Origin of the sequence: Chlamydia buteonis, from assembly GCF_900634605.1 — a bacterium.
GTDB lineage: Bacteria > Chlamydiota > Chlamydiia > Chlamydiales > Chlamydiaceae > Chlamydia > Chlamydia buteonis.
Window position 1 is genome coordinate 568,754 of record NZ_CAAAFM010000001.1, and the last position, 22,107, is coordinate 590,860.

The following is a 22,107-nucleotide window of genomic DNA, read 5'->3' on the forward strand; positions in this document are numbered from 1 at the left end:
CTATGACAACTTTACGACAGATATTTTCCATTGCTGAGTTAAGGAAAAAGTTATTTTTTACATTTGCTTTGCTTGCGGCCTGCCGGGTTGGCGTGTTCATCCCTGTTCCAGGAATTAACGGAGAACGCGCTGTAGCCTATTTTAAACAATTACTAGGTTCTAGTCAGAATTTATTTCAGTTAGCTGATATTTTTTCTGGAGGAGCCTTTGCTCAAATGACGGTTATTGCATTAGGTGTGGTCCCCTACATTTCAGCATCTATTATAGTGCAACTTCTCCTAGTATTTATGCCATCTATACAAAGGGAAATGCGGGAAAGCCCTGATCAAGGTAAAAGAAAGATAGGTAGATTAACTCGTTTATTTACAATTGGATTAGCATTTATACAATCGCTACTTTTTGCTAAGTTTGCTTTAAAAATGAACATGTCGATTCCTGGTATTGTTCTTCCAACTTTGTTGTCATCTAAGTTATTCGGAGCTCCTTGGATATTCTATCTGACAACAGTTATTGTTATGACAACAGGAACATTGTTGCTCATGTGGATAGGCGAACAGATTTCTGATAGGGGTATTGGGAATGGTGTTAGCTTAATTATTAGCCTTGGAATTTTAGCTTCGTTCCCATCTGTTTTGGGATCAATAGTAAATAAGCTCAACCTTGGTTCGCAAGATCCTTCTCAATTAGGTTTGTTCTCACTCTTGTTGTTGTGCTTGATTTTTGTATTTGTTCTTGTCACAACGATATTGATTATAGAAGGTGTGAGAAAAATTCCCGTGCAATACGCACGTAGAGTAATTGGTAGGAGAGAAATCCCTGGAGGAGGGTCCTATTTGCCGTTAAAGGTTAACTATGCAGGCGTTATACCTGTTATCTTTGCTTCGTCTTTGCTAATGTTCCCTGCGACTATAGGGCAATTCATGTCTTCGGATTCTTCGTGGTTTAAGCGAGTCGCTATGATGTTATCCCCAGGTAGCTGGGTATATTCTTCATGTTACGTTCTGCTTATAATATTCTTTACTTATTTTTGGACAGCAACACAGTTCCATCCGGAACAAATTGCTTCTGAAATGAAAAAGAATAATGCCTTTATTCCTGGAATTCGACAAGGGAAGCCTACACAAACGTATTTGGAATATACCATGAACCGCGTTACTTTATTAGGAGCGGTATTCCTAGCTGTTATTGCCATTTTGCCATCTATTTTGGGACGCGTTCTTAATGTAGATACTAATGTGAGTTATTTTTTGGGCGGTACAGCAATGTTGATCGTGGTTGGTGTGGTTTTGGATACGATGAAACAAGTGGATGCCTTTTTACTTATGCGTCGGTACGATAGTTTTTTGAAAAAAGATCGTGTCAAAGGAAGGCATTGAAAAATAACAATTTTTGACCTAAGATGCTTATACTACTTTAAGGGAGGCCCTGCGTATGCCACGCATCATTGGAATTGATATTCCTGCGAAGAAAAAACTAAAAATAAGTCTTACATATATTTATGGTATAGGGCCAGCTCTTTCTGAAGAGATTATTGCAAAATTGCAATTAAATCCTGAAGCTAGGGCTGCTGAATTGACGGAGGAGGAAATAGGCCGCCTCAATTCTCTCCTACAATCAGATTATGTAGTTGAAGGGGACTTGCGACGTCGTGTGCAGTCAGACATTAAAAGATTGATCTCTATTCACGCTTATCGTGGGCAAAGACATCGTCTTTCATTGCCTGTAAGAGGACAGAGAACAAAAACAAATTCTCGCACGCGCAAAGGTAAGCGTAAAACGGTCGCAGGTAAGAAGAAATAATTTTTTTAGGAGAACGTGTTTTGGTTAAACATCAAGCGCAGAAAAAAGGCGTAAAAAGAAAACAGTTAAAGAATATTCCTTCAGGCGTTGTTCATGTTAAGGCTACCTTCAACAATACGATTGTGTCTATAACAGATCCTGCAGGGAATACTATCTCTTGGGCTTCAGCTGGAAAAGTTGGATATTCCGGATCTCGTAAGTCGTCTGCTTTTGCTGCAACGGTGGCTGCACAAGACGCTGCAAAAATTGCTATGAATTCTGGACTTAAGGAAGTCGAAGTGTGTTTAAAAGGCACCGGAGCTGGTAGAGAATCTGCAGTCCGCGCTCTCATAGCCGCTGGTTTAGTTGTTTCTGTCATCCGTGACGAAACTCCTGTTCCTCACAATGGTTGTCGGCCTAGAAAAAGGCGCAGAGTGTAGTTTTAGGGGAGGAGAAAGGGATGTCGGATTGTTCACAAAATTTACTTTACGATAAATTTGAATTGCCAGAGTCAGTCAAAATGATGGCTGTAGAAGGTAGCGGGGGATCGGTTGATAAGCAGGCGAGTTTTATAGCAGAGCCTTTAGAAAGGGGGATGGGGCATACCTTAGGTAATGCTTTGAGAAGAGCGCTACTCATAGGTTTGGAGGCTCCTGCAATTATTTCTTTCTCTATGACTGGTGTGCTTCACGAGTACATGGCAATTAACGGAATTATAGAAGATGTAACAAATATTATCTTGAATTTGAAAGGAGCTTTATTAAAGAAATATCCTTTCCAAGATAGTGAAAATGGTCGTCGTACTCAATTATTAAAGTCTAGAATTTCTATAGACGCCTCTGATTTGGCTGCCTGCGGTGGTCAAAAGGCTGTTACATTGGCTGATTTGTTGCAAGAAGGCGGGTTTGAATCTGTTAACCCCGATCATGTGATTTTCACTGTAACACAGCCTATGCAATTAGATATTACTTTAAGAGTTGCTTTTGGCAGAGGTTATACTACATCTGAAAGAATTATTCTTGAGGATAAGGGTGTAAATGAAATTGTTTTAGACGCAGCTTTCTCACCCGTTGTCTTGGTTAATTACTTTGTAGAAGACACTCGTGTTGGTCAAGATACAGATTTCGATCGTTTGATTTTGCATGTAGAAACAGATGGTAGAGTATCTCCTAAAGAGGCTTTAGCCTTTTCTACACAAATTTTAACCAAACATTTCTCCATTTTTGAAAAAATGGATGAGAAGAAGATAGTCTTTGAAGAAGCCATTTCTATCGAAAAAGAAAATAAAGACGATATTCTTCATAAGTTAGTTTTGGGTATTAACGAGATCGAGCTATCTGTAAGATCCACGAACTGTTTGTCTAATGCAAACATTGAAACCATAGGTGAGTTGGTTATTATGCCAGAACCTCGCTTGCTACAGTTCAGAAACTTTGGTAAAAAGTCTCTTTGTGAGATTAAGAACAAGTTAAAAGAAATGAAGTTAGAATTGGGAATGGATCTTAGTCAGTTCGGCGTTGGTTTGGACAACGTAAAAGAAAAAATGAAGTGGTATGCCGATAAGATTCGGTCTAAAAACGGTAAGGGATAATTAAGTATATGCAACACGCTAGAAAGAAATTTAGAGTTGGTCGTACTTCTGCGCATAATCGTTGTATGTTAGCTAACATGTTAAAATCTCTAATCTACCAAGAAAGAATAGAAACTACTTTGCCTAAAGCAAAGGAGTTGCGTCGTTGTGCAGATAAGATGATTACTTTGGCTAAGAAAAATACATTGGCTGCAAGACGTTTAGCTGTTGCTAGGCTAATGATTCGATACAATAAGTTGACAAGCAAAGAAGCTCGTCAGGCTAAAGGTGGTGACTTGTCGGTTTATAACGTAGATCGTAAGGTGATCAATAAGCTATTCGATGAATTAGGCTCTCGTTTTGTCTCTAGAAATGGTGGCTACACTCGTATTTTGAAAATGCAAAATAGAGTTGGTGATAATGCAAAAAAGTGTATTATAGAATTTTTAGCTAATTAGACTGTTTTTTTTGTAATACTGACTACTAGGCAAGAGCGATGAAGGTTGTAATTAACGGTTTTGGTCGGATAGGAAGATTAGTTTTAAGACAATTTTTAAAAAGAAATTCTTCTATCGAAGTTGTAGCTGTTAATGATCTTGTCCCAGGAGAGGCTTTAACATACCTATTTAAACACGATTCTACTCACGGCCGTTTCCCATCAGAAGTATCTTATGAAAACGGTTGTCTCGTTGTTGATGGTCGTAGAATTCAATTGTTGGCTCAATCTGACGTTCAAAAGCTTCCCTGGAAGGATTTAGGTGTAGATGTTGTCATTGAAAGTACCGGTTTGTTCACTAAAAAAGAAGATGCAGCAAAACATCTCGATTCTGGGGCTAAACGTGTTTTGATTACAGCTCCTGCAAAAGGTGATGTCCCAACATTTGTAATGGGAGTAAATGAACATAAATTTGATCCTGAAAAAGATTTAGTTATTTCTAATGCTTCCTGTACTACAAATTGTCTTGCTCCCTTAGCTAAGGTTTTATTGGATAGTTTTGGTATAGAAGAGGGGCTAATGACCACCGTACACGCCGCTACAGCTACGCAAAGCGTTGTAGACGGTCCTTCAAAAAAAGATTGGAGAGGTGGTAGAGGCGCTTTTCAAAATATCATTCCTGCTTCTACTGGAGCTGCGAAAGCTGTTGCTCTATGTTTGCCTGAACTCAAGAATAAATTAACTGGAATGGCGTTTAGAGTCCCTGTGACTGATGTTTCTGTAGTTGACCTTACTGTAAGATTGCAGAAGTCAACGACATATGAAGAAATATGTAAGGTTGTTAAAGAGGCTTCAGAAACTCATTTAAGTGGGATTTTAGGTTATACAGATCAAGAAGTAGTTTCTTCTGATTTTATAGGATGCGAATATTCTTCTATATTTGATGCTGGCGCAGGAATAGCGTTAACCGATCGCTTTTTCAAACTAGTTGCTTGGTATGATAATGAAATAGGATATGCAACCCGCATAGTTGATTTATTAGAGTATGTAGCAAAGAACTCTAAATAAAAGGTTAAATTCGTGTATTTTACAAGAGATCCAGTTATTGAAACTGTTATTACTTCGAGGGAAGGGTACAAACTGTCAGTTCGTAACACCAAGCATCTTTCTCAAGATCCTTTTGTTGTTGAAGCAGTTGAAGTGATCTCTTTAGGGAATACGTGTTTTTTCCGCAATTGTGATCACAGCAAACCGTTTATCGTTCCTGCTGGCGATTATGAAGTAATGGAAGTCCGAGATACTAAGATCAATCTTAAAGCTGTAGGTTTAGATCGTGGTATTAAAATTGCAGGAGGTCGAGAAGCTTTAATTAAGTTGCCTAAAGCAGCTCCTGTAACAGTTGTGGAAGAAAGCACTTCGGAAACCATTGCAGTTGAAACTCCATTAGAAACTCCTGTTGCACCTGCTCCTCATTCTACAACTAGAAAAGAGAAAAAGGAGCATAAGGGAGATAAATGGAAAGAGAAGAAAAAACAAGGGCGTAAAAAAACTAATAAGGAAGTATCGGAAGTAGTAGGATCGTCTCAAGAGATTATTGATACTGTTACGGAAGAACTTTGGGAAGAATCTCAGGAAAATAAGTTGGGTGAGCAGAAGAAGTTTTCGTTATTACCTCCTCCAGCGAAATTAATTTCTGAGATCATTTCTCAAGCCGTCTCTGATGATCCTACAGCGACCTCAGCGGATTTGGATGAATCTTTACAAGCATTAGTTACTGAAAGTTCCGATGTAATAAATGCTTTATTGTCAGGTGATCAGACAATTATTTTCCCTGAAGAAGAAATAGAGACAGCGACCGCTTGCGAACAGTCTTTGCCCTCGTCTTCCCCAACAGAAGATGAGTAACGATTCTTTAGGGTATTTTTACTCGTCTTCTCTTTGAAAACCATTGATCTAGAAAGTAGCATTTGATAAGATTCTGAGTTGTATTTTTGGTTTTTTCTTTCAAGCAAAGGCGTCCAGAAATTATAATTCGAGTCTTGTCATTTATTTAGTTAATAATTGATGCGACTCTTCATTATTGCTCAGATGGTGGAATGGTAGACACTAGGGACTTAAAATCCCTTGGGCGTAGGCCCGTGCAAGTTCGAGTCTTGTTCTGAGCAGCTTTTCTTTTTGTTTAGATCTTAACTCAAATCTATGTGTTCATTTTTGCATATAGAGAAGGTTATTAGATTTTTTATCTTCATTTAATTTTTTATGACACTCTAAAGTTTTGTATTCACACTAGGAAATATAAACTTAGATTTTCTATATTTTTCTGATTTCTTTTTCTTGGCTGTGAAGTTGAGACAATAACTCTCTCCTGTGCTATAAGCCAGAAAAATCTAATTAATATCTTAGAGGTATCCTTTGCGGCGGCTCTTATTGGCAATTAAGCTGCATCTAACTTCTATGTGGTCTAGCAACTCCACCCGTTCTTCCTCAAATCATTACGACATATATTCGAGATCTATGCTTCTGTTGCTCTGTCGATGGAAAGATGCAGACATTATGGAATGGGAATACGCATGTACTGCTTTAGCAGACATTTGTAGCAAAATGAGTGGACAACTTCTTTCTAATAAATCAGAAGTTGTGCAAGCAGTCCTTTCTAACGGGCAAGATATGCATTCTGAATGGAAGTATCGATTTTCAGCTTTAGAGAAAGAATTTACATCTCGAGATGAGATGAGAAGTTCTGAAATTGAGAAGTTGAAAAATGAAAACAATTGGTTACAACATCGCCTTGCTGAGAAGTTGCAACAAGTTCGTCACCAAAATGATATCATTGATGAGTTGAAACGAGATTTGGTAGAAAGTGTTCAACAAACAGAGATTAGTGAAGGAAGGCGTCTCTGTTATGAACATAAAATTAAGATCCTCGAGGAACAGTTAGACAAGGTAACCTTATCTAGGATCCCTGAAACAGATATGTTTGAACAAAGGCATGCAGAATGTCTGTTACAAGAGGATCCAACTACAAAGTATCAAGAAGAAATAGCAAGGTTAAATCTAGAGCTGCAATACTACAGAAATTCTGATTATACAAATGTAGAAGCGCAAAAGATCGTACAGATTCACGATGAATTAGTACAGAAGAAGAAAGAGATAGCCCTGTTACAAGACCTTGTTGAAGAGCAGCACTGCCATATACAGACTCTTAGTAAGCAGTTGGGACTTGAGGATGTTTTGAATGTGTCTCATTTAAAACGACTTCTAGGAAGAGATTTAGACTGTAGTCAATGTATTCAGGAATCACAATGTGGTTCTTAGAAATCTTACGTAAGAATTTCTAGTTGTAATTATATATAACTAACATAGAATAAACTCTACATATCCCATTAGGGGAACTTTTTAGAAGCCTACATACGGACTTGTTTATGACGCAATTGATTATGGGGATAGATCCTGGAACTTTAGTTTCTGGGTATGCAATTATCCTTGTTGAGCAGCGTTACAAGATCCGAGCCCATAGTTATGGGTCTATTCGGTTATCTTCCAAAGATTCGTTAACACAACGTTATAAGCAGCTTTTTCAAACATTATCAGGAGTATTAGATAATGTCACTCCCGATGCTGTTGTGCTGGAAACCCAATATGTTCATAAGAATCCTCAAAGTGCTATAAAGTTAGGCATGGGACGAGGAGTACTTGTTTTAGCTGCTGCTTTACGAGATATTCCCGTTTTTGAATATACTCCCAATGTGGCTAAGAGAGCTGTTGTAGGTAAGGGAAATGCAAGTAAACAGCAAGTGCAACTTATGGTTAGCAAGATTTTAAATATTCCTGATGTTTTAGATTCGAATTGTGAGGATATTGCAGATGCATTTGCATTAGCGATATGCCACGCGCATACTTCTGCGTATACTTGTTTGGGAGTTCGATGATGTACGACTATATTCGTGGTGTGCTTACTTATATCAGTTCAGGAACTATGGTGATTGAAAGTCAGGGATTAGGATTTAGTATTTTTGCTCCTGATAGATGGCTTATCGAACTGTCAAGTCAACTACACCGAGAGCTTATAGTTTATACTTATACTGTTGTTCGTGAAACTGAGCATGTTCTTTATGGATTTAATACTCGTGGAGAACGCGAGTGTTTTCGTATGTTAATTTCATTTTCAGGAGTGGGACCTAAGACAGGTTTGGCGATTTTAAATACATTTTCTCTTAGTAAATTGTGTTCTATAGCTCGTGCTGAGGATATAAAAGCTATAGCTTCTGTTCCGGGTATAGGTAAGAAAACAGCGGAGAAACTTATGGTAGATTTGAAGCAAAAGCTTGCAGACTTACTCCCTTTAGATTCACAAATAATTGCTTCTTGGGAACCAGCAAAATCTTCTTGTATGGAAGAGGGAATACAAGCTTTAGCAGCATTAGGCTATCCAAAATCCTCGGCAGAGAGAATGATCGCCGAAGCTATGAGCGAGCTCCCGGATCATGCGTCAATAGCAGAAATTCTTCCTATTGCTTTAAAAAAGAATTTACAGGGGTTGAACAAGAGCTAGACTTTCCTGAAAATAGTGGTATAATTTCCTCCACCATTTACTACATGTTGTTTAAGGAGATTATATATACATGGAACAAACGCTATCAATTATCAAACCTGATTCTGTTGGTAAGGCTCATATTGGTGAGATTATTGCTGTCTTTGAAAAATCAGGATTTCGCATAGCTGCTATGAAAATGTTGCATTTATCGGTGAAAGAGGCAGAAGGCTTTTACGCTGTTCATAAATCGCGCCCGTTTTTCCAAGAGTTAGTAGATTTTATGATTTCTGGTCCTGTAGTGGTGATGGTTCTTGAAGGTAATAATGCTGTAGCTCGTAATAGAGAAATTATGGGGACCACAAATCCTCAAGAAGCTGCTCCAGGAACTATTCGTGCTCAGTTTGGTGAGTCTATAGGAATTAATGCAGTCCATGGTTCTGATAGTTTGGAAAACGCTTCTATAGAAATTAACTATTTCTTCAGCAAAGTCGAAATAGTGAATTCTGCTGCGTAATCAGAAATAATTTTACAGTAAGATTGTGGATTTCCTGTGTGGTTTTTCTAAGATTTCTTTCAGTTCATTTTCTGAAAGAGTTCCCCAGACAAAACTACTACTTGCGGAGGCTTTTAGTTGGTTGAAAAAACTTTCTTTAGTAGGGAACCACGGACGAATAGTTGTCAGAAAATCTTGGTGTAGACGTTGTTTTCTGTATGATGGTTGCTTTTGGGGTATTGGTAAATAACGTGAGAGTTTATTTATATCCATATCCCAGAGAAATGTCGTATGGTGCACCCAACGAGATTTCTGGATATATTGAGCATTACCCGCAATTTTTTTCTCTCCCAAGGTATAATCATTTTCATGTAGGGCAAATGTCTTTGGGAAGATAGGAGCATAGATACCGTAAGACCATTGCATTAGATCTTGAGAATGCACCATATGTTGGGAGGAATTCATAATCCAGGTTACGAATAAACTGTTGTTATCGATAAATACTGTGCCACCACCGCTGTAGCGCTTAATTATAGGTATATTATCAGATCGTAATTCGGAGATATAAAGGTCTTCACTAGGTTGCCTGGAAATGCCGAGAACTACAGCTTCCGGCGTATTAAAATTAATAATACAAACGTTTTCTTTGTAGTTACGAAGAAGGGCTTCTTCTATTTGCAGTTGCTCAAAGATAGTCTTCCCGGATAGATTTAAGAAAATACACTTATTGGTGAGCATGTTTTTTTACAGCAACCATCAACACTTGAATATCAGCACAGGCGATTCCTGATATTCTTGATGCAGACCCTATAGTTCTTGGGGTAAATTTTGCTAGCTTTTCTCTCGCTTCTAAACTTAAAGAAGAAATACTTTGGTAGTCTATATCTTCAGGAATAATCATATTCTCTGATTTTGATAGACTATGAATTAAAGCTTTCTGGCGATCTATGTATCCTGCGTACTTAATTTCCATTTCTAATGAAGCGTTAAGCGTAGAACCGTAGTCCCGAATGTCTTCAGGGAATGCTTCTTTAAGCGTGTCGTAGGATACTTCTGGACGACACAGAGCCTTTGCTAAGGAAACGACAGAATTCCCATACTTTTTAAATGTCTTGCTTAAACGTAGTTTTTCTTCTTCTATAATTTGTTTTTGATTTTCAAAAATCTCGTAACGCTCTTTACTTAATAATCCTAAATCACGACCGTAGTGAGACAAACGTAAGCAGGCGTTATCTTGTCTTAGAAGAAGACGGTGCTCTGCTCTCCCTGTGAACATACGGTAAGGCTCGTCCAATATCTGAGTTGTCAGATCATCTAACATAACTCCAATATAAGATTCTTGCCGCGAAGGAATAAAAGCAGGTTTTTTGAGTACTTTGTTTACCGCGTTAATACCAGCGATCAATCCTTGAGCTGCAGCCTCTTCGTATCCCGTTGTTCCATTGATCTGTCCACATAAAAATAAGCCTTCTACTAGCTTACTTTCTAAGGTAGGGTAAATAACATTTCCATGAACATAATCATATTCAATAGCATAAGCAGGACGAGTGATGATAGCATTTTCTAACCCAAGGACTGAACGGATCATGTCGTATTGTACATCAAAAGGCATAGACGTAGACAGACCGTTTACGTAGACTTCCTGAGTATGAATTCCTTCAGGTTCTATGAAGATATGATGACGTTCTTTATCCGCAAATTTTACAATTTTATCCTCAATAGATGGACAGTATCGTGGGCCTATGCCTTCAATGCGTCCTCCATAAAGAGCTGAACGGTGAATGTTGGCCGCAATAATATCCTTAGTTTTTTCTGTAGTGTGGGTAATGTAACACGATACTTGAGGTAAGGGGGGGACAAATGGCTCATTTCTGTGCACAAAACCTACGCCTGGATCACCGGGTTGTTCTTCGGTTACAGAAAAATCTATAGAGGAAGCAAGCAAACGTGGAGGCGTGCCTGTTTTTAATCTACTGATTGGGAAACCACGTTCTTTTAATGCTAGTGATAATCCTGTTGCTGCAGGATCTCCAAGACGCCCTCCAGGGAAATTAAGATCCCCAATATGAATTAAACCACGCATAAACGTCCCGGAAGACAGAATAACTGTTTTCCCTAAGTAAGCAATACCCTCTTTTGTTGTGACGCCTTGAATAACATTCTCATTGTCCAGCAAAGACTCAACTGTACCTTGCATGATATGTAGGCCAGGAGATCTCTCTAATAAGCGTTTCATATGAATATGATACATTTGCTTATCAACTTGAGCTCTTGGCGCACGGACGGCCGGACCCTTTGTCTGATTCAAGATACGAAATTGTATCCCAGACTGATCAGTAACCTCTGCCATGATACCGCCCAGAGCATCGATTTCTCGCACAATATGCCCCTTTCCGATACCACCAACAGCAGGGTTACAACTTAACTTAGCAATAGTATCTAAGTTTGAAGATAGAATTAGTACGGAGGCCCCCATTTTTGCAGAACAAAATGCAGCCTCGCAACCTGCGTGCCCAGCTCCAACTACAATGACATCGTAATTAATTGGATGAGTCCACATAAACTAGCAATTATTTATTTTTATGACGGTCTCTTCGGCGTCTTTTGTTACGCTTATGTTTAGCGATTTTAAGTCTTCGTTTTTTCTTAACAGATGACATAGTCTTTTTTATTTGTTAGCGTATGAATATGTGTGTGGTAAGATTTTTTCTCAATTAGGAAAAAATCACTAGAATAGTTGGATTGAAACTACAACCATTCCTTCGATACCTAAAATTAATTAAGCACACTTTGTTTCTCTGTTGTACTTATCCACAATCTCAACACACTAAGTAAACCTTAGGTTTGCGGCATCTATTTTTCTCACAGGAAACAATAGGAAAAATGTTACTACAAAGATATTTTGTGGTCCACTAACGATTTTGTCCTAGCTGGTCAAAGAAATAGAACGAATTTGTTTAATATTCCTAGATTGGAATTTTTATAAAATATACAAAGCTGAAATTATAAAAACTTTTGTTTTTAACCATTGAATTCAAAAGCGGCGTAGTTTCTAAATCTTGCAAGTTCTTTTTCGAAAACTAAAGGCACAGAACCTATGGAACCATGACGATTTTTAGCCACTATCAGTTCAGCTGTTCCAGGTTTATCATTTGGATCATAGTATTCTCTACGCAATAAGAACATAACTAAGTCGGAATCTTGTTCGATACTTCCACTTTCCCTGAGGTCACTCATCATAGGTCTGTGGTTAGTTCTGTCTTCTACTTTTCTAGATAGCTGTGATAAACAGAGAATAGGAATATTTAACTCTCTTGCCAAAGTCTTTAGCATTCTTGAAATCTCAGAGATCTCAGTTTGACGACTTTCTACAGAACGTAAGGTCCCTGATCCGGAAAGAAGCTGTAGGTAGTCAATAATCAAAAATTGAATATCATAACTTTCTTTCATTCTTCTAGCTCGGGCGCGAAGATCAGTCACTTTTAATCCGGGTTGATCATCTATAAGCAAGGTGTGTTGTTGCATTTCGTTTACAACAGAAACAATACGTTGAAAATCTTGTCCAGATAAGTCGCCAACATTGATTTTTCTAGATTCTACTTCAGACCGAGAGCATATGATTCTGTGAATTAGCTGATCTACAGTCATCTCTAGAGAAAAAATTCCTATGGGAAGTTGATTTTGAAAACACATATTTTCTGCGATATTTAAAGCAAGAGCAGTTTTCCCCATAGCAGGTCGGGCTGCAAGAATCATTAAATTCGATGGGGAAAAACCATTAATCATTTTGTCGAGATCGATGAAATGCGTGGGAATACCAGAGATAGGTAAGGCATCGCCGCTTTGAGCGTATTGTTGAAAAAACTCTTGCTTCTCTTGTAGCTGTATAAGGAAAGGTTTGTCTTGAGAAGAGGTCAAGCCTTGCAGTTTGTCAGCAACGAGAACGTATTGTGAGAGAGAGGTTGTTTGACTGATTTTAAATAAAGCATTTTGAGCCTCATCTAAAGCAACAGCAACGTCTTTTGGTTCTTCTATAGCTTTTTTCTCTATTTCCTTAGCAGTTTGGATCATTTTTCTTAAGATCGATTTAGAAAGAATGATCTGGATATATTCTTCAATATAGGCTGCTGTTCCTGCAAAATCTGCTAAAGTGATTAGGTAGCCAGGACCTCCGATTACCGAGAGTTGATTTTTTCTTTTAAGTTCTTCTCCAGCCAGATGCACATCTATGGGTTTATCATGTTTGAAGGCATCCTGAAGAACTCGAAAAATGATTTTATGTTCAAGATAGTAAAAATCGTCTTCATTAAGCTGGTTAGCTGCTAAGTTAAGATAGTTAACTCCTGTTAACATGCAACCTAGAACAATCATTTCTGATTCTTTAGAATTAGGTGGGCTAGGTAGGGTAGGGGGAGGAGTCTTTTCTATTTGAGTTGACATGGTTTTTATGACATGATCTAAGTGCAGGCATTGTTAGAGATCAGGTTAGGATATCGAAAATATATGCTCAAGTTATAAAGCTTGCGAAACCAATAAAGTTTCCGTTAAGCGTTTAGAGGAAGCTGAAAAATAAGCGATAGAAATTACTAGATCACTAATACTAGCTTGCAATAGAATAAGCCTCTTCTTTTAGAACTGAGCTTTTGCTTATCCCACTCTTTTCTATGGGATTTAAAAGATAAGCCAGAAACCATGGCCTAAAAGTTAACTTGCTTTCATTAAAGATAGGAATTATTCTACTTCATTGAACAGGAGGACGGTAAGGTTTTTCACTAGGGAACTCTATATACTCCTTGACTTAAGGAAAGATGACTGAGTGGTCGAAAGTACGTCCCTGCTAAGGACGCGTACCCCTAAAGGGTACCGAGGGTTCGAATCCCTCTCTTTCCGTTTTTTCAACAGAGTTCGTAATAAAATTGACTAGTTGCTCTTTTTCTTTAAAAATTTTCTAAAATATCAAATAGGTATCCATGAAGGTAATCTAGCAGGTAGCCATTAAGGAAAAGAACTCTCTTCTTGCCTGTAGAGTTGGCTTATCCTATAATAAGCTCTTTTAGATTATTTATAAGATTCCTTAATAAAGATCGCGTTAGCCAAAATCATGAGACAATTTTGTAACTTACTTTCTCTATCACGTGTGTGGCTAGCCCTATTCTTTTACCAAGAAAAGATTCATCTACGTCTATTAGTAATTTTGGGAGCCATGGCCAGCGATGTGTTAGACGGCTATCTTGCTCGTCGCTACAAAGCTACTAGTCGCTTCGGTTCTATGTTGGACCCTATCACTGATAAATTCTTTGTGTTTGTCTGTGTAGCCATTCTTTATTGGGAAAGATCCCTTTCTCCTGAGCACCTCCTCCTTATTTTTGCTAGAGATATATTTCTTGTCTTATTTGCAATTTACCTTTGTATTGTTAGAGGATGGAAGGGATATGATTACCGAGCCCTCTTTTTTGGAAAGATCTTCACAGTAGTTCAATTTATCATTTTACTTGGGGTCACTGCAGGTGTGCAGATTCCTGTAATCGGGCTAGCACCGCTGATTGTCCTTGGGTTTCTGTACTTTCTAGAGAGAGTAATAGATTACAGAAAACAGTGTTTTCACTAGAGGTTGTGGTAATTCTTTTCTTTAAATAAGGGAAAAAGAATCTCGAAGGAACAGCTTGTGTTTTAGGCTGTGTTTAGCTAGAATGGTCCTTTGCATTTTGTTGTAGTCTTTTAAATATGCCTTGCCGTTTGCTCAGCAACAAGTATTATAAGAACTGTATAGGTTCAAAATCTTTTAGGCATGATTTACCATCTGTTTACAAATCTTTATGCTCTATAATTTTGGGAAGGAGTTTATGCAGTCATCAGAGATGAAACCCTTTTCAAGACTGCGGGCGTACTTCTGCCCCATATATCGATCAGAATTTCCAAAATTTATTCCTCTTTTCTGGCTAGCCTTTTTCGTGGGATTTAATTATTGCCTCCTGAAAAGTATGAAAGATACTTTAGTGGTGGTAGGGTCTGACGCGGGTGCGGAAGTTATACCGTTCTTGAAAGTTTGGGGGATAGTGCCTGGAGCCGTTATCGTTACTATGGTGTACGGTTGGTTAAGTAATCGGTGTCCAAGAGACACCGTTTTTTATTCCTTCATAGGTACTTTTCTAGGTTTCTTTTTCTTATTTGCCGTAGTTATTTATCCGATGGGGGATGCTATACACTTGCATTCTGTTGCGGATAAATTACAAGAATTACTGCCACAAGGACTACGTGGGTTTATTGTCATGATTCGCTATTGGAGCTATAGCCTCTACTATGTCATGTCAGAACTATGGAGTTCAGTAATTCTTTCAACCCTCTTTTGGGGGCTAGCTAATGAAGTAACTAGTATCAAGGAAGCGGGACGGTTTTATGCCTTAATTAATACGGGGTTAAATCTATCTTCCGTATTTGCTGGAGAAATTTCCTATTGGATGGGACGGCACACGTTCTTTGTTTGTCCTTTCGTAAAGGATAAGTGGCATGAGGTTATGCTTAATCTCACCATTTTAATCGTTTTAGCTGGATTAAGTATGATCTGGCTTTATAGAAAAGTTCACCTTCTCACAAAACATACCTATAATTTCTCAGCTCATTCATCTTCAGGACCTGTAACAGAAGAGTTGCCTCAAGTTGAAGAGAGTGTAGCTAGTGCAAAGGCTAAGAAAAAGACGAAAGCTAAGGCGAAGAATCTTTTCCTTTATCTTATTCGTTCTCGATACTTGTTAGGTCTTGCGATTATAGTTTTATCGTACAACCTTGTTATTCACTTATTCGAAGTTGTTTGGAAAGATCAAGTTAGCCAAATTTATAGTTCTCACGTTGAATTCAATAGCTATATGAGTAGGATTACCACTTTGATAGGGATTGTTTCCGTTTTGGCTGCTATTTTCCTTACTGGACAAAGTATCCGGAAGTGGGGTTGGACAGTAGGAGCATTGACTACGCCAATAGTTATGTTGGTAACAGGCGTGTTGTTCTTTGGGGCTATATTTGCTGTTAAGCAAGATGTTCTGATTTTTGGTGGTCTTTTCAATACAGCGCCTTTGGTGATAGCTGCGTGGATAGGTGGCATGCAAAACGTATTTTCTCGTGCTGCTAAATTCACATTCTTTGATCAAACTAAGGAAATGGCTTTTGTTCCCTTGCCTAATGATCAGAAGAACTTTGGTAAAGCTGCTATTGACGGTGTTGTATCTCGGATAGGGAAATCAGGAGGCTCATTGATTTATCAGGGGCTTTTGATTATCTTTTCATCTGTTGCAGCAAGTCTCAATGTGATTGCTGTAGTGCTTCTTTTAATTATGGTCGTTTGGATAGCTGTTGTTGCTTTCATAGGAAGAGAGTACAACATTAAAGAAGCTGATGCTGTTGCTGCGAGTTTAGAAGCAGATTCCATAGTGTCAGATGTGGCTATCAGTAAGACTACTGGAGCAAATTCTAATCAAGAAGAAGTGGCTACGCTATAATTTAAAGGGCGTAAAAGCCCTTTTTATTCATATTTTTTTTGATCTTTAAGCCTTCCCTCACATACTTTATTGTATTTGTTCTATAAATTTTTGACCTTACGGGTGTTTATGAAAACGTTTTGGCATTTTGTGTCTAAAGGCTTCCTATCAATTCTAGGTTTATCTCTAGGTGTAGTTCTTGCCTTCTTTGTTACTTTAATGTTGGTTGTTTCTACCTCTGGAATGAATGACTCGCAATTTGTGAATATGCCTGACGCTAAGGGAGAGGTCAAAGATGTTGGCAAAGATGCTCCGATTATTGCTGTATTGGAAATGAAGGATGTTATTGCTTCTAGCAAACATACAGCAAAAATAATTCAAGAGGCAATTACAACATTAGATTCCACACCGTACAAAGGCAGAGTGAAGGGCATAATAATTGATATGGACTGCCCTGGAGGAGAGGTGTTCGAAATTTCTCGCGTGTATTCAATAATTCAGTTTTGGAAACAGCGCACTCAATGTCCTGTTTACATTTTTGTAAACGGTCTTTGTGCTTCTGGTGGGTATTATGTTGCTTGTGCTGCGGATAAAATTTATTCTACATCGTCTTCTTTAATAGGGTCTATAGGAGTGCTTTCAGGGCCATATTTTAATGTAAAAGAAGGTTTATCTCGTTATGGTGTCCAAAGCGATTTGCTTATAGCTGGCAAAGATAAGGCCCCTATGAATCCTTATACAGAGTGGACAGCTAAAGATCGTGAAATTCGTCAAGAAATTATAGATTATCTTTATGGTCAATTTGTTGATATTGTGGTAACAAATCGGCCGCTATTAACTAAAGATAAGCTTGTTAGTGTGTTGGGTGCCCGTTTATATTCACCTGAAAAGGCTTTAGAAGAAGGTTACATTGATGTGGCGAACGTAACTAAACAACAAGTGTTACAAGATTTAGTAGCCGATTGCAAAATTGAAAATAACTACCGCGTGATCGGTTTAGGCGGTGATGGCTGGTTGAAAAAAGTTATGTCATCAATAACGAACAGCCCTTTAATCACGGGAAAGATTCAACATGAGTTGCTCCCAAGTTTAGATAATTCCAGAAATACATTTTACTACTTAGATTCGTGATTCTGATTAATAGGGCGGAGAGAATTAGTGAGAAAGATCTTTATTTTAGATGCTTCGGGATTTGTTTTTAGAGCATATTTTGCTCTCCCTGATATGAAAAATTCTTCAGGAGAAGGAACTCAGGCTGTTTTTGGCTTTATTCGTTCTATTAATAAATTAATTAAAGAATTCTCTCCTAATCATATGGTGGCTGTGTTTGATGGTCCAAACAACAAAAAAAGTCGTAGAGAAATTTATGCTGATTATAAAATTCATCGGGAGAAAAAAGATGAAAATCTCTACCAACAAATTCCTGTAGTTAAAGAATATTGTAATTTACTCGGGTTGCGTTATTTAGAAATAGAAGGCGTCGAGGCTGATGATGTTATAGCTAGTATCACAAAGCAGGCAGTTTCAGAGGGATGTGAAGTTTGCCTATGTACTGCAGATAAAGATCTACTTCAACTTGTAGGCCCGAATGTTGTTGCCTTGAATCCTTGGAAAGATAGGCCTCCTGTCGATGAAAATAGTGTTGTAGATATCTACGGTGTCCCCCCGAGTAGAATATCCGATTATCTAGCTTTGGTGGGGGATACCTCGGATAATATTCCTGGAGTATCTGGTTGTGGACCTAAAAAAGCTACAGCTCTGTTACAAAAATATGATTCTGTTGAAGGTATTTTGGAACATCTTGATGAATTGACAGGTTCCACTCATAAAATGATCTCTGAGCAAAAAGATGTATTGTTATTAAGTAAGGACCTCGCTGTATTAGATAACAATATACCTCTTCCTATAAGCATAAGTGGATTTGAGTTTCCTCTACATAAGGTGCGTCAGGAAGAAATTAATACCTTCTATATGCGGCATGGTTTTAAAACCTTAGTGCAACCAGTCAAGGAAGCGTCAAACATAGATATTGAGATAATTAATAGTAGTAAGCCACTAGTTCGTGTTTTGTCTACTTTACAGGGAAAGAGTGTTGCTTTTTCTGTGGGGTATAAGGGGAATTTTCTTCCCTCTCTTACATTAATGGGAGTCGCTTTAGCCTGCGATGAACAAGTTTATTACGTTGATATAGAAAATGCTCAAGACGATGTCATCACTCCATTAAAAAATTTCTTTAAAAGAAAAGATACTGAATTTTATGGTTATAATATCAAGAGGGATAATCATGCGTTAAGAAATGCTGGTATTCACATTAGTAATATAGCCCTTGATTTAGCCTTAGCGGAACATTTGATCAACGGTGGAGCTAAGATTTCTTACCAAACACTTCTTGTTGATCACGGGTTAGTGAAGTCTGCAGGTAAGTATGGCAAGGAATGGGGACAATTAAGTCTCCCTATATTGAAATCTCCTGCCAAACCTGCCGAACATTTTGGAGAATTTGTTTCTCATCTGCCTAAAATAAAACAATCGCTGTTAGAAGAATTGAAGGTAAAAGGAGTAGAAGATCTATTTTTCAACATGGAAATGCCCCTAGAAAAAGTCCTATTTACTATTGAAAGAAATGGGATGCCACTAGATGTGGACGATCTTCAAGAGCTTGAGAGAACTTTATCAGAGGAGTTGGCAATTCTTACTGATGATATTTACACAGTAGCTGGGACTTCTTTTAATATTAAATCTCCTAAGCAATTGTCGGATGTTTTATATAATAAATTGGGCCTAACACCTATGGATAAAGCTCGATCTACTAAGGCAGAAGTTTTGGAAGCCTTATTAGGAGAGCACGAAATTGTTGAAAAAATTTTAGCATTTAGATCTATTGAGAAGTTACTATCTACCTATGTTAAAGCTCTGCCTAGGCAAATAGATCCTCATACTTCTAGGATACACCCGACATTTAATCAGATGGGAACAGTAACAGGTAGATTGGCTTGTCAGGATCCAAATTTACAGAATATTCCTATACGCTCTGAGCGAGGGAGATTATTAAGAAAAGCGTTCTGTGATACGCGTCAGAATAATTATTTTTTATCTGCAGATTATTCTCAAATTGAGTTAAGATTCCTGGCGCATTTGAGTCAAGATGAGTCGTTGAGGTTAGCGTTCGAGTCGCGAGAAGATGTGCACACATTTACAGCTTCTCAGGTATTTCATGTCCCTTTAGAAGAAGTCACCAAGCAACAGCGCATGCAAGCAAAAACTGTAAATTTTGGTATTATCTATGGGCAACAAGCTTATGGACTTTCTAAGATTCTAAAAATCAGTGTTTCTGAAGCTCAAAAGTTAATAGATGCATACTTTGATCGTTATCCTGCAGTAGCTCGTTTTATTAATGAAACGATAAGCCAAGCTTGTGAAAATTTGCATGTAAAGACGTTACTGGGACGAGAAAGAATAATAGATAGTTGGACAGAGTTTTCTAACTCTCGTGCGGCTTCTGGTCGTCTTGCCGTTAACACCCGCATTCAAGGTAGCGCGGCTGAATTGATAAAATTAGCTATGCTACAACTTGCTGATGCGTTGGAAAAACGCAAATTAAGAAGCCGTATGCTGTTACAAATACATGATGAATTGATCTTTGAAGTCCCTGAGGAAGAAAAAGAAGAAGTGCAAACTTTAGTGCGAGATATAATGGAATCTGCAATGATTTTATCTGTCCCATTAGTTGTGAATATCTTAATTGGAAAAAATTGGGCAGAATGTTAGAATTACTAAAAGTTTCTATTACAGGGGATCTCTCTTCAGGAAAGACTGAGGCGTGTAGGGTTTTTCAAGAGTTGGGGACCTATGTAATTAGTGCTGATAAAGTTTCGCATAGTTTCCTTGTTCCTCACTCGCATATAGGTCGTCGCGTTATAGATCTCCTGGGGCCAGAAGTTGTTATTGACAATACATTTGATAGAAAAGTCATAGCAGAAAAAGTTTTTGGTAATTTAGATCTGCTGCAAGCTTTAGAAGCTATTTTACATCCTGAAGTTTGTCGAATTATTGAAGAGCAGTATTGTCAAGTCGCTAAAGAGCGAAAGTACCCTCTGTTCATTGCTGAGGTGCCTTTGTTGTACGAAATACATTATGCGAGATGGTTTGATCGTGTAATTCTAATTACAGCTGATGAGAATATTCGTAGGGAAAGGTTTACCAAAAAAACTAATTGTTCTGATTTAAATTTTTATCAGAGATGTGCACGGTTTTCTTCTCATGAGGAAAAAATGATGCATGCCGATATTATTATAGAAAATAACGGTACTAAAGAAGAATTACGTCATAAAGTTGAAGAATATTTTTACGCTTTAAAGGGAGCATTATGAAAGAAGAACGTTCTTCAGAAGTCTTGCCAAAGGTCAAAGAGAATAGAAAACATGCGTGTCCTGGGGTGCAAGAGAAGTCTTTTGCGGGAGAATGTGCAGTAGTTGCAGATGTAGTTAATGAAAACCAGCCTGTAACTATTACAAAAATTGCCAAATTGCAAAGGATGGGAATTGAAGAGCTTAATGTATTGGCTCGTCAATATGGAGTGAAGAACATCGGGTCTCTCACTAAATCTCAAGTGGTATTTGAGATCGTTAAAGCAAAGTCTGAACGTTCAGATGAGCTTTTAATCGGGGAAGGGGTTTTGGAAGTTCTTCCTGATGGGTTTGGCTTTTTAAGATCACCTACTTATAACTATCTCCCTTCTGCTGAAGATATTTATGTTTCCCCGGCTCAAATCCGCAGATTTGATTTGAAGAAGGGAGACACAATTATAGGCACAATACGTTCTCCAAAAGATAAGGAAAAGTATTTTGCCCTATTAAAGGTAGATAAGATTAATGGATCTACCCCAGACAAAGCTAAGGAACGAGTTTTATTCGAAAACTTGACCCCTCTATACCCGAATGAAAGAATTGTTATGGAAATGGGGAAGGAGCACCTCGCTGAACGGTTGTTAGATCTTACGGCACCCATAGGGAAAGGGCAAAGGGGACTTATTGTGGCTCCTCCACGTTCTGGAAAGACAGTAATTTTACAGAGCATAGCGCACGCTATTGCAGTCAATAACCCTGATATTGTTCTCATTGTTTTGTTAATTGACGAGCGCCCAGAAGAAGTTACTGATATGATTCGACAGGTGCGTGGTGAAGTTGTTGCTTCTACGTTTGATGAGCAGCCTGAAAGACATATTCAAGTTGCAGAAATGGTTATAGAAAAGGCTCGACGTTTAGTTGAACATGGCAAGGATGTAGTGATCCTTCTTGATTCTATTACACGTTTAGCGCGAGCTTACAATACCGTGCAACCACATTCTGGAAAGATTTTAACAGGAGGCGTAGACGCTAGTGCTCTACATAAGCCTAAGAGATTTTTCGGAGCAGCAAGAAATATCGAAGGCGGCGGATCATTAACCATCCTAGCTACTGCGTTGATAGATACTGGTTCTAGAATGGATGAAGTCATTTTTGAGGAGTTCAAAGGTACAGGAAATATGGAACTGGTACTAGATCGTCGTCTTTCTGATCGAAGAACTTATCCTGCAATTGATCTTATTAAGAGTGGTACAAGAAAAGAAGAATTACTTTATCACCCTAGTGAATTAGAAAAAGTTTACCTTTTCCGACAGGCAATTGCTGATCTTACTGCTATTGACGCTATGCATCTGTTGTTAGGTAGATTAAAAAAGACAAATAGTAACGCAGAATTTTTACTTTCTTTAAAAGAATAGGCTGAGAGGTCACTCCATTTCTATTTTTTAGAACCATCTAAATGTTAGGTGAGAATCCTGAA

The 22,107-nt window shown here is 38.1% G+C and carries 21 protein-coding genes and 2 tRNA genes; 19 read left to right on the forward strand and 4 right to left on the reverse strand.

Annotated features, from left to right (window positions below; translation table 11 throughout):
- Nucleotides 1-2 precede the first annotated feature (2 nt).
- The 12 genes from secY (at nucleotide 3) to ndk (ending at nucleotide 8,833) form a co-directional block, all read left to right on the forward strand.
- A complete protein-coding gene (gene secY, locus E1N70_RS02560) occupies nucleotides 3-1,376 on the forward strand; it encodes a preprotein translocase subunit SecY (RefSeq protein ID WP_131743992.1) in 1,374 nt (457 codons plus the stop codon).
- Nucleotides 1,377-1,431: 55 nt separating this feature from the next.
- Nucleotides 1,432-1,800 carry a 30S ribosomal protein S13 gene (gene rpsM, locus E1N70_RS02565; protein ID WP_006342787.1) on the forward strand — a complete coding sequence of 123 codons (369 nt, stop codon included), beginning with the start codon at nucleotides 1,432-1,434 and terminating at the stop codon, nucleotides 1,798-1,800.
- A gap of 20 nt (nucleotides 1,801-1,820) precedes the next feature.
- Complete coding sequence (gene rpsK, locus E1N70_RS02570; RefSeq protein WP_006342788.1) at nucleotides 1,821-2,219, forward strand: 30S ribosomal protein S11; 399 nt, start codon at nucleotides 1,821-1,823, stop codon at nucleotides 2,217-2,219.
- 20 nt (nucleotides 2,220-2,239) lie between these two features.
- Nucleotides 2,240-3,370, forward strand: a complete 1,131-nt coding sequence (locus tag E1N70_RS02575) for a DNA-directed RNA polymerase subunit alpha (RefSeq protein WP_131743993.1) — start codon at nucleotides 2,240-2,242, stop codon at nucleotides 3,368-3,370.
- An 8-nt stretch (nucleotides 3,371-3,378) separates the two neighbouring features.
- Nucleotides 3,379-3,807 (forward strand): 50S ribosomal protein L17, encoded by a 429-nt coding sequence (gene rplQ, locus E1N70_RS02580; RefSeq protein ID WP_131743994.1) that lies wholly within the window; start codon nucleotides 3,379-3,381, stop codon nucleotides 3,805-3,807.
- Between the two features lie 38 nt (nucleotides 3,808-3,845).
- The gene (gap, locus tag E1N70_RS02585) at nucleotides 3,846-4,853 is read left to right on the forward strand and encodes a type I glyceraldehyde-3-phosphate dehydrogenase (protein ID WP_131743995.1); all 1,008 of its coding nucleotides are present in this window, start codon (nucleotides 3,846-3,848) and stop codon (nucleotides 4,851-4,853) included.
- A 12-nt stretch (nucleotides 4,854-4,865) separates the two neighbouring features.
- Nucleotides 4,866-5,690, forward strand: a complete 825-nt coding sequence (grgA, locus tag E1N70_RS02590; protein WP_131743996.1) for a GrgA family transcription factor — start codon at nucleotides 4,866-4,868, stop codon at nucleotides 5,688-5,690.
- 177 nt (nucleotides 5,691-5,867) lie between these two features.
- Nucleotides 5,868-5,950 (forward strand) — tRNA-Leu (locus E1N70_RS02595).
- Between the two features lie 388 nt (nucleotides 5,951-6,338).
- Nucleotides 6,339-7,100, forward strand: coding sequence for a hypothetical protein (locus E1N70_RS02600; protein WP_208638302.1), 762 nt, complete (start codon nucleotides 6,339-6,341; stop codon nucleotides 7,098-7,100).
- A 107-nt stretch (nucleotides 7,101-7,207) separates the two neighbouring features.
- Nucleotides 7,208-7,714, forward strand: coding sequence for a crossover junction endodeoxyribonuclease RuvC (ruvC, locus tag E1N70_RS02605; protein WP_131743998.1), 507 nt, complete (start codon nucleotides 7,208-7,210; stop codon nucleotides 7,712-7,714).
- Nucleotides 7,714-8,337: a Holliday junction branch migration protein RuvA gene (ruvA, locus tag E1N70_RS02610; RefSeq protein WP_131744155.1), complete on the forward strand. Its 624-nt coding sequence runs from the start codon at nucleotides 7,714-7,716 to the stop codon at nucleotides 8,335-8,337. The genes ruvC and ruvA overlap by 1 nt, the downstream gene beginning before the upstream one ends.
- 70 nt (nucleotides 8,338-8,407) lie before the next feature.
- Complete coding sequence (gene ndk, locus E1N70_RS02615; RefSeq protein ID WP_131743999.1) at nucleotides 8,408-8,833, forward strand: nucleoside-diphosphate kinase; 426 nt, start codon at nucleotides 8,408-8,410, stop codon at nucleotides 8,831-8,833.
- A 12-nt stretch (nucleotides 8,834-8,845) separates the two neighbouring features.
- Here the strand turns inward: ndk and E1N70_RS02620 are convergent, their stop codons facing one another.
- The 4 genes from E1N70_RS02620 to dnaB form a co-directional block, all read right to left on the reverse strand.
- Nucleotides 8,846-9,550: a lipoate--protein ligase family protein gene (locus tag E1N70_RS02620; protein WP_131744000.1), complete on the reverse strand. Its 705-nt coding sequence runs from the start codon at nucleotides 9,548-9,550 to the stop codon at nucleotides 8,846-8,848.
- The gene (mnmG, locus tag E1N70_RS02625; RefSeq protein WP_131744001.1) at nucleotides 9,537-11,372 is read right to left on the reverse strand and encodes a tRNA uridine-5-carboxymethylaminomethyl(34) synthesis enzyme MnmG; all 1,836 of its coding nucleotides are present in this window, start codon (nucleotides 11,370-11,372) and stop codon (nucleotides 9,537-9,539) included. The genes E1N70_RS02620 and mnmG overlap by 14 nt, the downstream gene beginning before the upstream one ends.
- 10 nt (nucleotides 11,373-11,382) lie before the next feature.
- On the reverse strand, nucleotides 11,383-11,472 hold the full coding sequence (locus E1N70_RS05280; protein ID WP_072667724.1) for an AURKAIP1/COX24 domain-containing protein: 90 nt from the start codon (nucleotides 11,470-11,472) through the stop codon (nucleotides 11,383-11,385).
- A gap of 361 nt (nucleotides 11,473-11,833) precedes the next feature.
- The gene (gene dnaB / locus E1N70_RS02640; RefSeq protein ID WP_131744002.1) at nucleotides 11,834-13,252 is read right to left on the reverse strand and encodes a replicative DNA helicase; all 1,419 of its coding nucleotides are present in this window, start codon (nucleotides 13,250-13,252) and stop codon (nucleotides 11,834-11,836) included.
- Between the two features lie 362 nt (nucleotides 13,253-13,614).
- On the opposite strand from dnaB, the gene E1N70_RS02645 reads away from it, so the two are divergent.
- From E1N70_RS02645 to rho, 7 genes are all read left to right on the forward strand, one after another.
- Nucleotides 13,615-13,702, forward strand: a tRNA-Ser gene (locus tag E1N70_RS02645).
- A 211-nt stretch (nucleotides 13,703-13,913) separates the two neighbouring features.
- Nucleotides 13,914-14,420: a CDP-alcohol phosphatidyltransferase family protein gene (locus E1N70_RS02650; protein WP_131744003.1), complete on the forward strand. Its 507-nt coding sequence runs from the start codon at nucleotides 13,914-13,916 to the stop codon at nucleotides 14,418-14,420.
- A gap of 235 nt (nucleotides 14,421-14,655) precedes the next feature.
- Nucleotides 14,656-16,305, forward strand: a complete 1,650-nt coding sequence (npt2, locus tag E1N70_RS02655; RefSeq protein WP_131744004.1) for an NTP/H+ exchange transporter Npt2 — start codon at nucleotides 14,656-14,658, stop codon at nucleotides 16,303-16,305.
- 108 nt (nucleotides 16,306-16,413) lie between these two features.
- Nucleotides 16,414-17,415: a S49 family peptidase gene (locus E1N70_RS02660; RefSeq protein WP_131744005.1), complete on the forward strand. Its 1,002-nt coding sequence runs from the start codon at nucleotides 16,414-16,416 to the stop codon at nucleotides 17,413-17,415.
- A 27-nt stretch (nucleotides 17,416-17,442) separates the two neighbouring features.
- A complete protein-coding gene (polA, locus tag E1N70_RS02665; RefSeq protein ID WP_131744006.1) occupies nucleotides 17,443-20,052 on the forward strand; it encodes a DNA polymerase I in 2,610 nt (869 codons plus the stop codon).
- The gene (coaE, locus tag E1N70_RS02670) at nucleotides 20,046-20,654 is read left to right on the forward strand and encodes a dephospho-CoA kinase (protein ID WP_131744007.1); all 609 of its coding nucleotides are present in this window, start codon (nucleotides 20,046-20,048) and stop codon (nucleotides 20,652-20,654) included. The genes polA and coaE overlap by 7 nt, the downstream gene beginning before the upstream one ends.
- Nucleotides 20,651-22,045 (forward strand): transcription termination factor Rho, encoded by a 1,395-nt coding sequence (gene rho, locus E1N70_RS02675; RefSeq protein ID WP_131744008.1) that lies wholly within the window; start codon nucleotides 20,651-20,653, stop codon nucleotides 22,043-22,045. The genes coaE and rho overlap by 4 nt, the downstream gene beginning before the upstream one ends.
- Nucleotides 22,046-22,107: the final 62 nt, after the last annotated feature.

What these genes read in the sequence shown, in the direction of transcription:
- secY (WP_131743992.1), top strand. Translation starts at nt 3, where the DNA reads ATGACAACTTTACGACAGATATTTTCCATTGCTGAGTTAAGGAAAAAG.
- rpsM (WP_006342787.1), top strand. Translation starts at nt 1,432, where the DNA reads ATGCCACGCATCATTGGAATTGATATTCCTGCGAAGAAAAAACTAAAA.
- E1N70_RS02575 (WP_131743993.1), top strand. Translation starts at nt 2,240, where the DNA reads ATGTCGGATTGTTCACAAAATTTACTTTACGATAAATTTGAATTGCCA.
- rplQ (WP_131743994.1), top strand. Translation starts at nt 3,379, where the DNA reads ATGCAACACGCTAGAAAGAAATTTAGAGTTGGTCGTACTTCTGCGCAT.
- gap (WP_131743995.1), top strand. Translation starts at nt 3,846, where the DNA reads ATGAAGGTTGTAATTAACGGTTTTGGTCGGATAGGAAGATTAGTTTTA.
- E1N70_RS02600 (WP_208638302.1), top strand. Translation starts at nt 6,339, where the DNA reads ATGGAATGGGAATACGCATGTACTGCTTTAGCAGACATTTGTAGCAAA.
- ruvC (WP_131743998.1), top strand. Translation starts at nt 7,208, where the DNA reads ATGACGCAATTGATTATGGGGATAGATCCTGGAACTTTAGTTTCTGGG.
- ruvA (WP_131744155.1), top strand. Translation starts at nt 7,714, where the DNA reads ATGTACGACTATATTCGTGGTGTGCTTACTTATATCAGTTCAGGAACT.
- ndk (WP_131743999.1), top strand. Translation starts at nt 8,408, where the DNA reads ATGGAACAAACGCTATCAATTATCAAACCTGATTCTGTTGGTAAGGCT.
- E1N70_RS02620 (WP_131744000.1), bottom strand. Translation starts at nt 9,550, where the DNA reads ATGCTCACCAATAAGTGTATTTTCTTAAATCTATCCGGGAAGACTATC.
- mnmG (WP_131744001.1), bottom strand. Translation starts at nt 11,372, where the DNA reads ATGTGGACTCATCCAATTAATTACGATGTCATTGTAGTTGGAGCTGGG.
- E1N70_RS05280 (WP_072667724.1), bottom strand. Translation starts at nt 11,472, where the DNA reads ATGTCATCTGTTAAGAAAAAACGAAGACTTAAAATCGCTAAACATAAG.
- dnaB (WP_131744002.1), bottom strand. Translation starts at nt 13,252, where the DNA reads ATGTCAACTCAAATAGAAAAGACTCCTCCCCCTACCCTACCTAGCCCA.
- E1N70_RS02650 (WP_131744003.1), top strand. Translation starts at nt 13,914, where the DNA reads ATGAGACAATTTTGTAACTTACTTTCTCTATCACGTGTGTGGCTAGCC.
- npt2 (WP_131744004.1), top strand. Translation starts at nt 14,656, where the DNA reads ATGCAGTCATCAGAGATGAAACCCTTTTCAAGACTGCGGGCGTACTTC.
- E1N70_RS02660 (WP_131744005.1), top strand. Translation starts at nt 16,414, where the DNA reads ATGAAAACGTTTTGGCATTTTGTGTCTAAAGGCTTCCTATCAATTCTA.
- coaE (WP_131744007.1), top strand. Translation starts at nt 20,046, where the DNA reads ATGTTAGAATTACTAAAAGTTTCTATTACAGGGGATCTCTCTTCAGGA.
- rho (WP_131744008.1), top strand. Translation starts at nt 20,651, where the DNA reads ATGAAAGAAGAACGTTCTTCAGAAGTCTTGCCAAAGGTCAAAGAGAAT.